This window comes from Pelatocladus sp. BLCC-F211 (assembly GCF_041928655.1).
Taxonomy (GTDB): domain Bacteria; phylum Cyanobacteriota; class Cyanobacteriia; order Cyanobacteriales; family Nostocaceae; genus Pelatocladus.
Window position 1 is genome coordinate 54,433 of sequence record NZ_JBHFLM010000129.1, and the last position, 13,797, is coordinate 68,229.

Below are 13,797 nucleotides of genomic sequence, written 5' to 3' on the forward strand. Positions count from 1 at the left end.
AATTTAAAAGTAAAAAATTTATCATTAAAATTTGCCATCAACATATTACGGTCTTAGAGGTTGTTTGTAAATGATTGAAATGCTTGACCCGATTTTAATACTTGCGGGTCTAATTCAGTTACTTGCAGTTTAGTGGCTACTGACCTTTGTCTGGTGCAAAATATTCAGTTATGAATCTAATTACCAAAAATCGTAGGGTGTGTTACGGATTCTCGTCCTAACACACCCTTGTATTTGAGAAGCAGTGGTAGACTTTTGAGACAGTCCGTCTTTAGCTCCAATTTATACTGGAATATAGAAATCATATAGGAATAACTAAGTAATTAAAGAAGCATTTGACTTTGCTATGCAGAAAGCGCAGAATTTTTCCGTGACAAATAGGATAGCAGAATGGCAAAAGTTGCATTGCTAATCGGGGTTAGCCAGTATAAATCTAATTTAATCAAACCGTTAGCTGGTGTGGTCAAAGACATTGAAGCAATGCAGCGTGTTTTGCAGCACTCGAATATTGGCTATTTTGATGAAGTCAAACAGTTGATTGACTGTGATTGTAGAACCACGCACTTAGAGATTGAACGTCTGTTCACCGAACAGCGCCAAACAGACGACCTTGTATTACTCTATTTGTCTGGTCATGGCTTTCGAGATGAAAATGGGTATTTGTACTTTGTCACCCATGACACTGAAATGAATCTCCAGAGGCAAGTTTTTACTGGAACTGCGGTATCTGCTAGGTTTATTCAAGAACAATGTATGAATCGTAGCCAATCAAAGCGACAGGTTTTGATTCTTGATTGCTGCTTTAGTGGTGCATTTGCTGAGGGGATGAGTGCAAAAGATTTGGTTCCAGCTATTGACATTGATATTGCTGCTCAATTGGGTGGTGAAGGTAGAGCTGTGTTAACCTCTTCGACAGCTACACAAGTTTCCTTTGAAGATCAAGGAGGCGGAGTTTATACTCAATATTTAATTGAGGGCATTGAAAAGGGAACAGCTGATACTGATAACAATGGTGTGATTACAGTTGCTGAACTACATGATTATGCCAAGCGCAAAGTGCAGGAAGCAAGACCAGCAATGAAGCCTGAAATTTATGCTGTTCAAGAAGGTTATACAATCCGGCTGGCGAAAGCTCCTGTAGGTGATCCGAAATTAGAGTATCGTAAGGAAGTTGAGAGATGTGTGAGGAAAGATGGTAGTTTCTCAGCAGTTGGACGCGGGATTCTGAGTCGTAGGCAAAGGGAATTAAAGTTAACGCCAGAAGAAGCTGCTGCAATCAAAGAAGAAGTTCTCAAACCATTCCGTGAGTACCAGCAAAGTTTACAGGAATATGAACAGGTTTTGGTTGAGATGTTGCAAGAGGAACCTGTTCTCAGTGATGAAACTTGGGAAGAATTAAAGCGATTTCAGCAGATTCTCAAACTTCGAGATGAAGACGTTGCACCGATACACGAGCGCTTGACCCCACCTGCTACCGAGCGTGTAGAGACTCGCCATGGCGCGTCTCTACAGAGTTTGTCGGTTAATAAATCAGCTTATCCGAGCAGTATTGAGGCGAGTCGGGGTGCTGAGGAAGATGATCTCAGTTCTGAAAAAGGCATTGACTACACCAAACTGCGCGACTTACTAGCAGCAAAAAACTGGAAAGAAGCTGACCATGAAACCTATCTGGTGATGATTCAGGCTGTAGGTAAAGAAGATGGTGACTGGTTCACCGAAAACGAACTCTTAAATTTTCCTTGCACTGACTTACGCACAATTGACCGCTTATGGGTAAAATACAGCAATGGACACTTTGGCTTTAGCGTCCAAAAGGAAATTTACTTGAGCGTAGGCGGTAAGGCAGACGGCAAGTATTACAAAGAAGCCTGGGAAAAGTTTGGCGATCGCGTAGGATGGAGAGTGAACAGCAGTTGGAAAAACTATACTGAAGTAACTTTTGACACCACAGCCCCAAAGGGACACCTCCCTGCTGGTGGGCAAAATTGGGTGATTGAGAGTCTCTTCTCTCGCATCGAGACTTGTAAACTGTAACATCTAAGGCTTTACGAGATTTATAAAGAATTATTACAAGCCCCAAATAAACGGTAGAATCAACATTTCAGAATTCCGATACCTGGCAACCCCCTTCGGGGAAGTCAAAATTTAAAAGTCAAAAGTCAAAAGATTATTTTTCTAGCTTTCCTTTAGTCGTTACGATTGATTTAGCAATAATTTTAATTAATTGTTCACACTCATCTAAAAGATTTTCTACTTGTACCTCAGTCATCATTTCTGATTTAATTAACAGCCTCAACCAATATCTTGTTTCTTTTGCTTCTTTCAGAGCTATTGATTGTTTACTTATGAAATCTTTATCGCTCTCTGCGGAACGAGATTCTTCGATATTAGCACCTATTGAAGTTCCTGCTCTAAATAACTGATTAGCCAATAATCTGTATGTGCCTTGTTGTTTATCTAGATAGGAACAAAGCTTTGTGATCCTAACAGCAAATTCAAATGCTCTATCAGGAATTGGAATGTAATTACTCATACTGAAAAGTATACTAAAGCTTCAGTATGGATACAATAATAGTCTGAAAATACTTATTTTTGACTTTTGACTTTTGACTTTTGACTTTTGACTTCCCGTTAGGGCGTTCGCGGTTATTGCAGCGAGTCGTGATGTGATAGCAGAAACCTGATTGAAAATTGCGTTTTGGGCGAGGCATGAAAAAAATCGCTAAAATACCATGCTTGCTATAATGCACTCACCAACAAATTTTAGTCATTAATGTTACAACTTTGACCCTTAAGGTTACAATATTAAGCCTTAAGGCTAGAACATTAAGCCTTAAGATTACAACATTAAGCCTTAAGGTTAAAGCGATCGCAGTTAATTATGAAGTAAAAGTGCGATCGCTTATGAATTACGATAGCCGTAAAAGTTAATACTATAATCTGTAACTTTCACCCCTGTCTGTTCTTCAACTAAGCGAATAATTTCTTCTGGTAATGTGATGTGAACGTCCATAATTTGGTTTGTATCCAAACAGTTGACATGGCTGTGCGAGTCACTGATATTACCATATAGACGTCCATCACAACGTTCAATACATTCAATAATTCCACCAGAAGATAAGGCTTCTAAATTTTGATATACAGAAGTGTGACCGATCGCTTTACCTTGCTGATTGAGGCGATCATAAATTTCTCTAGCAGAAAGATGCTCTTTTGCTTGCCAAAGCAACTCAAGAATAAAGCGACGTTGGCGACTAACACGCATACCCTGTACTTGACACTGCTCTACTGCATCTTCTAAAGAACGAATGGGTTTTGTAGATATCGTCGGTTTTTGCATATTGATGCTTATTAACTGTTCTACTAAATTTTTCTTTTCAATGTTTATTGTTATTTATATATCTAACGCTTATTGACCTCCCTAGTCAGCCTGAAACTATGTTGTGACTAGTAATTGCTGCGGAAATCACAGATCGGCGAGAGGAATTTTTATGTTTCTTGACAATTGTGCAGTCACACCAGAGCCTAAAACAAACTCATTACAACTTTAGCTTAAATTTGTTGTAAACGTCTACCTAGACGCAAAAGGTGTAACCTTCAAAGCATAGTTTTCTTAGTGTCTTATACCATTTCACGTTAATAGCGATACATATGAATCTTGTAGAGACGTAGCATTGCTACGTCTCTACACACCTGTATTTGTATCAAGATTTTTGTGAAATGGTATTAGTGGTGAAAAAATAAATCTTCTTTAACCGCCCTACTCTACAAGCTCGCGATCGCACTTGCGGAATGTCGAATCTCAATTAATTTACTGAATTTATTATATTTTTGGTATAAAAACTTAAAGACAGTTCGGATAACCGAGTTGTCTTTAAGTTGAAAAATAGCTTAACTTTTTGGTTCAAACTACTTGCCACCAGCCGAAAGCTGGGCCAATAAAACGAATTGTCACCCAAGCTGCAACCATAACGCCAATGCCAATCCAAGCACCACGAGTAGTCCATTTTACAAAAATTTCTGCTTGTGACTTTGTGATCGGAACCCAAGACATTATCCGCTCTTGTTGGGGTTGACCGTATTTTTCTCCAAGTGCTTCTTTACGACGTTTTGCTTCACCCATTTGCTTCACCTACGACTAAAATTCCAAAAATTCAACGAATTTCTTGTTGTATATATTAAATACCAGATGTGGATTTTGTTGATTGTTGGTTTATTGGTTGGAGAAAGAAACCAGTAACCATCAACCACCAACCACCAACACAAATTTTATGAGTCGTCCTCACTCGATTGAGAAAATAAGCTGGGATCAAGATAGTTAATCCGTGCCAAGGGACTGAGCGCAGTTAATATTTGAGCGCCATAGCTACGGCTGACAACTCGACCATCAAGTAAAGCTACAACACCTTGACTTTCTCTAGCTGGGGCGATAGCTCTTTGTAATTCGTTTAAAGCGGCTGGCAATAAATATAAACGAAACCAATCTTGATGCGATCGCTTATAATAGGCAACTCTTCCCGCTACCAATGGATGTTCAAGGGATGGTAAAGGTAAAGTCGCGATTACAAGTAATTGTGGTGCAGGTAAAACTTTTTGATGTTCTCGCCAAAAGTCCCAACCACTAATTAAAATCCCATTTTCATCCAAACAAGTTTTTTCTACTTGGACTCGTGAACCAAATTCCGAAGCTAAGATTGCTCCCACTTGAGACTTTAATGGCATATCTCCCACCAACACCACTGTCAATCCTGGTGATGTCGCACTCAAACAGACTAATGTCCGCACTTTGTGAATAAATGCTGCTTGAAATTCTGGAGTATTTGGTAAGGGCAACTGATACGGTATATAAAGTTGAATCGCTTCGGTTTGGCTATCCGAGAACTTTAAACAGGTCAATTCCTCACCTAAACCAAGGTGTTGACGAAAAAGAGGAGCCTCGGTTTCCGGTTCTAAGGAACTACCAATTAATACCACAGGTTGACGTTGCCACATCGGCGTCAGTATTTCTGCTATATCAATCGGAGCGCTGTGTAAAGAAAACAAACCTTGACGACGACTAATAGTAGCCCAAAGGAGAGTAGGGGAAGCACAAGAGTGCTGGAATTGTTGCCAAAACTTTTTCCAAGCATCGGGGAGAGTATCTATGTCTAAAGCTGAATACAGACAGTTCAACAGCTCTGTTTCTGCTTGAGAAATCAAATAACATTCGTAGGGATTCGCAGGATGCTGAAATAGTTCGTGTGTGAGTTTTGCTCGTACAGAGCGAATTTCCTCAGCAATGTGTGGATAGGCAAGTATCAATTGATCCCAATCTTGGGCTTCCCAAGTGATAGTAAGTTGCTCGCGCACCCAAGCTTCTAAATCATCTACACCATCAATAATTGTAGGAATACCCGCTGGAAAATTATCTTTGGATGTTAGTTGTGCTTTTAACCAAGCTTGAGGAGAAATCAAAAACAGTCCTTGAAAGTCGCCACTTGGCCAGATATCACCTGTTCTAATCGACTTATTGACTCCCAGCCACTGCTGTAGGCGAGGAATTTCCACTTTCACAAGACGTTGCTGCACAACTTCAGGAGCAACGATAATCACAGGGCCATACCACATCAAAGCCGATGCTACAAAGCTTGTACGATATCGCCCTTGATAGCCGCAAGCCGCACCCACTTGAATCAGGGCGCTACGTCCCAAGCGCAGAGCGCGTGCAACCAACCGTGCCATCGTTAAATGATGGGGCCACGTTGGGAAACCCGCCTGCGATCGCAGGAAGTTATGTAATGATAAATGAACTTCTGCCTCAATCACACGCTTTTCATCCCATACAAAGTGATTTTTGCTTGTAACAACCCCATTTCTATTATGTTGTCATTAGTAATGACCAATCACGAATGACTATTGTACAGACGCGTAGACGCTCGTAAGAGCGGCTTCAAGGTAAAAGAATAATCGCGTCTAATGACCAATCACCAATTACCCTAAATTATGGCAACCTATACAGGAATTTCCAGCGAAGCTTTTAGACATCCCCTGGATCGGCAAGCTGAACAAGCATTGCGTAGTTTACCGGGATTTGATTTAGTCGCCCGTAAACTGATGGAATTTATCTACGAGCGCCCTCAGTTAATTTATCTAATGGGCAACACCATCCAAGTTGGGCCTCGTCAATACTCCACTATTTACCAGATTTTTCGCCAATGTGTGCGGGATTTAGATATTTATCCAGAACCAGCACTGTTTGTTTCACAAAATCCCCAAGCCGATAGCTATGCACTGGGGCAAGAACATCCTTATATAGTCATAAATACAGGGATTTTAGACTTACTAAACGAAGCCGAGATTAGGGCGGTGCTAGCCCATGAACTGGGGCATATTAAATGTGGTCATACTATTTTAATTCAAATGGCGATGGGGGCGATGAGTGCTGCTTCTGCCCTGGGGAGATTTACTTTTGGTATCGGTAATTTTGTTACACCAGCATTAATTTATGCTTTCTTTGAATGGCGACGCAAAGCAGAGTTATCAGCAGACCGAGCCGCATTATTATTAGTAGATGACTTAGATACCGTGATGACATCAATTATGAAAAGCGCGGGTGGCAGTATAAAATATGCCAATGAATGTAGTTTAAAAGAGTTAATTCGTCAGTCGGAAAATTATCAAGTGCTGGACGAAGATGAATTAAATCAAGTCTATAAATTTTTGGTTTACAGTGGCGCTCAAAGCGAGATGTTGAGCCATCCTTTTCCTGTAGAACGCTTGCGTTATCTACAGGAGTGGGCAGTTTCAGCAGAATATCAGCAAATCAAGCAAGGAAATTATGCGCGATCGCCTGCATCGGGATCAGTAGATGTAAAAGCAACAGAAAATTCTACCCAAAACCCAGAAGTCGAAAAATTACAGCGAAAAATTGAAGAATTGCAAAGACAGATTAATAAAATGAAAAAATCAGGTTGAGTGGAGATTGGGGAATTATTCACCACTAACTACTAACAGGTAAAAATTTTTCAAGATGATGCTCAAATCTACCAAGTTTCTATGTATCTTCAGTATAATTTTTCTGGTTGTTGTCTTATTACCGACAACGGCTTTAGCTTCCTCTGTTAATTTCCATACAAATTCTGCTGTGACTATTTCCATAGCAGCTAAACCATCCTTAGAGATGAATCTTACTCCGCAAGTACGGCAACAACTTCAAGCAGTACGTCAACGGCGTAATCGAGAAATTCAGAAAGTTTTGGACTCATCTCAACTAGCTGAATTGACTCACAACCTACGTTCTGGGGATGATTTTTATCAAGCACTAGACAAACTCAATTTGCAAGGCGATCAGAAGGAAATGGTAGAGGCGATTGTAAAAATTTGTGATTTGAAAACAAAAGCAATATTATCTCGCTTTTCACCATGAACTGAACTTATTATTTAATCGTTTGCATTATTGTAGGAATGGCGATCGCGTGCTGCAAATCCTGCGATCGCTGTATGTATGGTCAAATATATATGTTCAGATCCTATCTTCTGCAACAATCCTGATCGCTTTAGCTGTAGGTAGAGATCCTGTTTCACACGTGTCATAGCAAAAGTGATACCTCTAGTGGCTAGTTCGCTTTGCAATTCTGCAATTGTGTCAATGGCAGTAATATCAACTTCCACAATTGCTTCGGTGTTCAGCACAAACCACTCCACTGGAGTTGTTTCCGCTTCTATAGCTTCCAATGCGCGTCGTTTGAAGTGTTCCACATTGGCAAAGCATAGGGGAGCATCATAGCGATAAATTACTAATCCTGGAATAGTCTTCGCTCCCTCCCAATCTTCGATATCGTGTAATCCTGGTAAATCTGGTACTTCTCCTAAAACTGCGTCGTGTGGCCGTGCTACGCGAGCAAACAAATCAATCACTGACAAACCGACAGCCACAGCAACACCAACCAGAATATCTGTCAACAAAACCCCAAGCATTGTGATCAAAGCCAGCAATAACTCACTCCGGCGAAATTTTCCTAACCTCAAAAATTCTCGGATTTCAATTAGTTTGGTAGCTGCATAAATTACAATTGCTCCCAGTGCTGCTTTCGGAAACTGTGCCAATAATGGCCGCAAAAACAACAGCACCAAGACAACGACAACCAGCGCTATCAAGGAAAACATCTGTGTCTTGCTTCCCAATGAGTCACCGATTACAGTACGGCTACCACTGCTACTGATTGGGAAACCCTGCATCAATCCGTTTCCCAAGTTAGAGGTTCCTAGCGCCAATAGTTCTTGGTTTGCATCGATTTTATAGTGATTGCGGGTAGCAAATGCCCGTGCCGTTAGTACATTATCTGAATAACCAACGATCGCAATCCCAATCGCCGATGCTACTAGTGGTAAAAGTTCCTGAACTGAAACCTTGGGTAAGGCAAAATGAGGCAAACCAGCTGGAATTGATCCGACAACAGCCACTCCCCAGTGATCTAGATCAAATAGTGTGACAGCAGCCGTTGCTAATAACACCGCTAGCAAGGGAGCGGGTGCATTGCGAAAGCGATTTTGAATAAAGAATAAGAAGATTAAGACGAGAACTGCCAGAATCAAAGTTGGCAAGTGAATTTGATCCACCCTGCTGAGGAATTCCCTAATTTGTCCAAAAACAGTGTTTGCCTCAATATCAATGCCAGTAACTTTACTAAGTTGCCCTGTAATCATAATTACAGCAACCCCCGCCATATAACCAATCAATATTGGTTTGGATAAGAGGTCTGCCAGAAAACCCAGACGGGCAATGTAGCCAATTATGCAGATTATTCCCACCATCAAAGCCAGGAGAGAAGCGAGAATAGCGTAATTAGTGTCATTGGCTGCTACCAAAGGAGCGATCGCCGCCGCCGTCATCACTGCTGTTGTTGATTCTGGCCCTACCGAGAGTTGAGGTGATGAACCAAACAGAGTGTAAATCACCATTGGTGGTATAATTGCCCACAATCCTACTATAGGTTTCACCCCTGCTAACTCCCCATAGGCCATACACTGGGGAATTAAATAAGCAGCCACTGTTACACCCGCTAGCACATCCCCTCGTAACCATGCTCGCTGATAAGACAGTAGCCGTTTCAACCCTGGTAGTCGCAGGGAGATAGTTTTATTTTTTAACATGGCGATCGCAGACCACCCTTAGATTAAACTTCAGAAGATATTAATTAGTTTAAGAGGAGGTTAAGTAAATCTACTTGATGAGATACATAAATTGATTGACAGCTGACTTAATGAATCTGTTTTTGTCAGAATCACCCTAAAGGTTGATATGAGAATAATTCATCAACAATAAACTTGATGCAGGGTGGACATAGAAATGACAAATATCTGAGAAATAAATCATTTATTGTCTTAATAAAATTCATTAAAAAATAATACTTATGAAGACTTATAAAAAAGAATCAGTTAGTTTTAAATCACACTACCTAGCACAAACAATTCCAGAAACCCCATTACCAAATAATCAGCAACAAGACCCATTGATCGCTAAAAATTTACAAAGAGAACAATACATTGGTATTTTTAGCCTTGCGATCGCTTTAATTGCAGCTGTCGGAATCATCAGTCGCCGAGTCGAATACGCTATTTTGTTCGCTATTGCTCTCAGCCTTGTTCTCATTGCTTTCTTTTTACTCATCTAAAAAAATCGCTTAATTGTTCATAGATAAGTCGGCGGGAATAAACAGAACGCGAGTTACGAAACGTAAACAATCTTGAAACACTTACCAATAACAAATGACAAATAACTAATGACTACTTACAGCATTTGCAAAATTTCTTTAGCTGCGCGATCGCACACTCCCAATTCTCCAATCAACCGTTGCATTTCTTCATAATCTGCTTGTATTTGTTGTTTGCGTTCGTGGTTGAGCAAAAATTCCATTGCTGCTTGAATAATATTCTCTGGTGTGGCTGATTTTTGAAGAAACTCTGGCACAATTGCTTTCATAACAATCAAATTAACTGGCGAGGCAAAAGGAAAAGTTATTTTGAGGATATTACGAGCAACCCAGTAAGTAAAAGGACTAAGACGGTAAATAACTACCTGCGGTACTTTTAACAAGGCGAGTTCCAGATTGACAGTCCCGCACTTAGTAAGTGCCAAATCAGCAGCAGCCAGTACTTCCTGTTGTTGACCTGAAACTACCGTGGCTTGTAAACCGTACCGTTGTATCTCTTGTTCTATTTTTTGACGGTAAATTTCCAGAGATAGAGGAATCCAGAAATGAACGTGCGGTAGTTTAGCTTGAATTACCTGCGCTGCTTGAAACATTACAGGTAGAAGATACTTGAGTTCTTGATGACGAGAGGCTGGTAAAAGTGCCACAGCGATCGCATCATCGGCGATTCCTAATTGACAGCGTGCTGTTTCTCGGCTGGGAAATTTTTCTATCCTATCTATCAGTGGATGACCTACCCAGGTAACTTTTGTACCTTTGTCTTGAAAGTAACGCGCTTCTTCAGGGAAAATAGCTAATATTTTGTCACTAACATGAGTAATTTGCTTTGTATTACCAAGATTAACTGAAGAAGCCCAAACCTGGGGAGCAATATAATATACAATAGGAACTTGTGGTAGTTGGCGGCGAAGATAATTGCCAATACCTAGATTTGGTCCCATGTAGTCAATCAACACTACCAAGTCAGGCGGATTTTGCTTGAGATAGGCGATCGCTTGGCGCTGTATTTGCAGAGTTGGTAGCACAAAATTTAGAGATTCCAAAAAACCAAAAGAACCAATTTCGCTGGTATTACCCAGCAAAATTGCTCCTGCTGCTGCCATTTTCTCACCACCGAGTGCCACAATTTCTAATTCCAACCCAGCAGCAATAGCTTGCTGTCGCAGCGCCGTCACCAACAGCGACCCCTGCAAATCGCCAGACACTTCACCAGTACTAATAAATATTCGCATTTTTGAATAGAGATCGGGGAAAGGGGATCGGGGATCGGGGAAAAGGGATCGGGGATTAGGGAACAGGGAACGGAGAACGGAGAACGGAGAACGGGGAATTGGTGTTTCTTCTCTCCCTTGTCCACGCCAGGTGCTACAACGGAGGAGCCACTGCGGTGGACGGGTTCCCCGGCATAAAGCAGGTGGCGTGGAACCTCCGCAACGCACTGGCTCCCCTTGTCTCCCTTGTCCCCAATCCCCAATCCCCGATCCCCGATCCCTTAGTCTCAAGACTCATCATCTCTGCTGGTTATTTTTCCTTTTCCAGGAATTAAACCACGTCTTCCGGGCATTTGCGAAAGTAGGAGAAAACGACGCAAGTGCTGTAATTGTTCTGTATTTCCTAACAGTTCTACTTCTTCTAAAGCATCTTTGAAGAGTAAATCTGAACGGTAAAGTATACGGAAGGCTTTTTTCAATATTTGTAATTCACTAATAGAAAAACCAGCGCGTTTAAGTCCCACTAGGTTGAGCGATCGCACTCGTGTCGGATTTCCCTCTACTAACATATATGGTGGTACATCCCGGTCAATACGGCTCATTCCTCCTACCATCGCGTACTTACCAATATGCACAAATTGATGGATACCGAGAACCCCACTGATCGTTGCTCTTGATTCAATATGAACATGACCCGCGATCGCTACCGCATTGGAAATAGTCACGGAGTCTTCAATGACACAGTTATGAGCAACATGCACATAAGCCATTAGTAAATTACCGTTACCAATAGTTGTAGCTTCTCCTACACCAGTAGCACGGTTAATTGTCACATATTCGCGAATGCGATTATCGTTACCAATTTTGACCCAACTAGCTTCACCAGCATACTTTCGATCTTGGGGTTCCATACCAATGGCAGCCCCCGGAAAAATCTGATTTCGCGCTCCGATTTCTACATGTCCGTCCAGCACTACATGAGCGCCAATTGTAGTATCAGGACCGACTTTCACATGCCCACCAATCACAGCATAGGCACCGACTTCCACTGTTGGGTGCAGATCCGCGTTAGGATGAATTACAGCAGTTGGATGAATAAGCGTTTTCAAGGGTACATCTCCAAAACAGTAAGCGTGCTAAGTTTTTTACCAAACGCGCCACGGAGCGTCTGAGTTCAGTAGCCGAAAGCATCAATTTTTTACAGGTGTGAGGGCAGTGAATATATGGAAATCAGAGTGTAACAGTTGTTTATTGTTATTACTGATATCCCTAATACAAAATTTTGTAGAGGTGCTTTACGCTGATACCTCTACCAATAGAATAAATTTTCAGCTTACGAGGGAAAACATTAATTCGCCTTCAGCAACTAACTGACCGTCAACCTCGGCGCGAGCCTGCATCTTACCGAAACGACGTTGTTTTATCCATAACAGTTCCACAGTCATGAGTAGTTGATCTCCGGGAACAACTTGGCGACGGAAACGGACTTTATCTATACCAGCGAATAGGAAGAGTCCGCCTTCTAATTGTGGCACTTGTGTCATCACGACACCACCAACCTGTGCCATTGCTTCTACAATTAGCACACCCGGCATGATCGGACGTCCTGGAAAATGTCCTTGAAAATGAGGTTCATTAATTGTGACGTTTTTAATGCCAACAGCTCGTTTCCCTGGTGTGTAGTCAATGATCTTATCTACAAGTGCAAAGGGGTAACGATGGGGTAGAAGTTTCTGAATTTCTTCCGCAGTGAACATCACTTTTGTTTCAGATGTGCTTGTAGTGGAATTATCAGACTGCTCCTGGGTAGGTGCGGATGTCGGGTTATCGGTAGAATTGACTTCAGTGACAGTTGCCATTGATGGTGTGGTTGATTTTTAGGTGTAGTCTTGTAGGCGATCAAATTATGTTTGTTAGTAGTTAGTAGTTAGTAGTTAGTAGTTAGTTGTCAAAATACCACTAACTATTTACTACTATCCACTAACCAATAACAACTAATGCAATTCCCAAATTTTCTGTGCCAGTTGCACGTGTAAATTGTGGCTGGCTTTATATGCCAAAAAATGAGCATGAGGGAAAAGTCCTAGTAAACTCAAATCTCCTACTAGATCCAAAATTTTATGACGTACTGGCTCATTTGCAAATCTTAATGGTGGATTTAGCCAACCATCAGGTCCACACACAAGAGCATTTTCTAAGCTTCCACCCTTAATTAACCCGGATTTTTGCAGGTATTCAATTTGATGTAGTAAACCAAAAGTACGGGCTGGGGCTATTTCTGTTGTAAAGCTAGCATCAGAATTTTCCGATTCCGCAGCTAGTGACCAGCTGTACCATTGATTACCAATCGCAGGTAATTCAAAATCAATGCCGTAGGTAAAGCGAGTAGTTGGTGCAGGGAGGGCGCAAACAAAAGCATCGTCCTGACGTATGCATATAGGCTCATTGATAGACACAGCAATATTGGGTGCTGTAGTTGAGCTTTGGGAAACCAAACCCACTTGAGCAATACTTTCTGCCCATAGCTTTGCCGAACCATCTAAAAGCGGTACTTCTGGCCCGTCAATTTCAATACGGACATTGTCTACACCCATACCTGCTAGTGCTGCCAATAAATGCTCAACAGTCCGAACACTTTCCTCATCTTTGCCTAATTGAGTTGAGAGAACAGTCTGACTGACGGCAGGTACTTGAGCTGGAATAATTGGAGTGTTTGGTAAGTCTGTTCGGACAAAGTAACGTCCGCTATCTGCTTGTGTTGGTATTATCCGCACTTTGGTATTTACACCACTATGCAGTCCCACCCCTGTAAGAGTAATTTCAGCTGCGAGAGTTTTTTGCATATAGTTATTAGTTATTTGTCATTGGTCATTTGTCCTCTGTCATTAGTCATT

At 41.5% G+C, this 13,797-nt stretch carries 13 protein-coding genes; 4 read left to right on the top strand and 9 right to left on the bottom strand.

Going from position 1 to position 13,797, the window contains the following annotated elements; genetic code table 11:
- Positions 1-390: 390 nt before the first annotated feature.
- Positions 391-2,034, top strand: a complete 1,644-nt coding sequence (locus ACE1AT_RS15930; protein ID WP_374869966.1) for a GUN4 domain-containing protein — start codon at positions 391-393, stop codon at positions 2,032-2,034.
- Between the two features lie 133 nt (positions 2,035-2,167).
- On the opposite strand, the gene ACE1AT_RS15935 is transcribed toward ACE1AT_RS15930, so the two are convergent.
- The 4 genes from ACE1AT_RS15935 to ACE1AT_RS15950 all read right to left on the bottom strand — a co-directional run bounded on the left by ACE1AT_RS15935 (position 2,168) and on the right by ACE1AT_RS15950 (position 5,805).
- Entirely contained in the window at positions 2,168-2,533 is a 366-nt protein-coding gene (locus ACE1AT_RS15935; RefSeq protein ID WP_374869968.1) for a four helix bundle protein, read from the bottom strand.
- 369 nt (positions 2,534-2,902) lie between these two features.
- Positions 2,903-3,340: a Fur family transcriptional regulator gene (locus tag ACE1AT_RS15940; protein ID WP_374869970.1), complete on the bottom strand. Its 438-nt coding sequence runs from the start codon at positions 3,338-3,340 to the stop codon at positions 2,903-2,905.
- 564 nt (positions 3,341-3,904) lie between these two features.
- Positions 3,905-4,123 (bottom strand): DUF2839 domain-containing protein, encoded by a 219-nt coding sequence (locus ACE1AT_RS15945; protein WP_374869972.1) that lies wholly within the window; start codon positions 4,121-4,123, stop codon positions 3,905-3,907.
- A gap of 146 nt (positions 4,124-4,269) precedes the next feature.
- Positions 4,270-5,805: a helicase C-terminal domain-containing protein gene (locus ACE1AT_RS15950; RefSeq protein ID WP_374869974.1), complete on the bottom strand. Its 1,536-nt coding sequence runs from the start codon at positions 5,803-5,805 to the stop codon at positions 4,270-4,272.
- 177 nt (positions 5,806-5,982) lie between these two features.
- Here ACE1AT_RS15950 and ACE1AT_RS15955 point away from each other — a divergent pair, with 177 nt between their 5' ends.
- Both ACE1AT_RS15955 and ACE1AT_RS15960 read left to right on the top strand, forming a co-directional pair.
- Positions 5,983-6,954 (top strand): M48 family metallopeptidase, encoded by a 972-nt coding sequence (locus ACE1AT_RS15955; protein ID WP_374869976.1) that lies wholly within the window; start codon positions 5,983-5,985, stop codon positions 6,952-6,954.
- Positions 6,955-7,009: 55 nt separating this feature from the next.
- Positions 7,010-7,405 (top strand): hypothetical protein, encoded by a 396-nt coding sequence (locus tag ACE1AT_RS15960; protein WP_374869978.1) that lies wholly within the window; start codon positions 7,010-7,012, stop codon positions 7,403-7,405.
- Between the two features lie 14 nt (positions 7,406-7,419).
- On the opposite strand, the gene ACE1AT_RS15965 is transcribed toward ACE1AT_RS15960, so the two are convergent.
- Positions 7,420-9,132: a solute carrier family 26 protein gene (locus ACE1AT_RS15965; protein ID WP_374869980.1), complete on the bottom strand. Its 1,713-nt coding sequence runs from the start codon at positions 9,130-9,132 to the stop codon at positions 7,420-7,422.
- A gap of 260 nt (positions 9,133-9,392) precedes the next feature.
- Here ACE1AT_RS15965 and ACE1AT_RS15970 point away from each other — a divergent pair, with 260 nt between their 5' ends.
- Complete coding sequence (locus ACE1AT_RS15970) at positions 9,393-9,653, top strand: hypothetical protein (RefSeq protein WP_374869982.1); 261 nt, start codon at positions 9,393-9,395, stop codon at positions 9,651-9,653.
- 116 nt (positions 9,654-9,769) lie between these two features.
- On the opposite strand, the gene lpxB is transcribed toward ACE1AT_RS15970, so the two are convergent.
- From lpxB to lpxC, 4 genes are all read right to left on the bottom strand, one after another.
- Positions 9,770-10,924 (bottom strand): lipid-A-disaccharide synthase, encoded by a 1,155-nt coding sequence (gene lpxB, locus ACE1AT_RS15975; RefSeq protein ID WP_374869984.1) that lies wholly within the window; start codon positions 10,922-10,924, stop codon positions 9,770-9,772.
- A 266-nt stretch (positions 10,925-11,190) separates the two neighbouring features.
- On the bottom strand, positions 11,191-12,012 hold the full coding sequence (lpxA, locus tag ACE1AT_RS15980; protein WP_374869986.1) for an acyl-ACP--UDP-N-acetylglucosamine O-acyltransferase: 822 nt from the start codon (positions 12,010-12,012) through the stop codon (positions 11,191-11,193).
- Between the two features lie 219 nt (positions 12,013-12,231).
- Positions 12,232-12,762 carry a 3-hydroxyacyl-ACP dehydratase FabZ gene (gene fabZ / locus ACE1AT_RS15985; protein ID WP_374869988.1) on the bottom strand — a complete coding sequence of 177 codons (531 nt, stop codon included), beginning with the start codon at positions 12,760-12,762 and terminating at the stop codon, positions 12,232-12,234.
- A 135-nt stretch (positions 12,763-12,897) separates the two neighbouring features.
- Positions 12,898-13,746, bottom strand: coding sequence for a UDP-3-O-acyl-N-acetylglucosamine deacetylase (lpxC, locus tag ACE1AT_RS15990; protein ID WP_374869990.1), 849 nt, complete (start codon positions 13,744-13,746; stop codon positions 12,898-12,900).
- Positions 13,747-13,797: the final 51 nt, after the last annotated feature.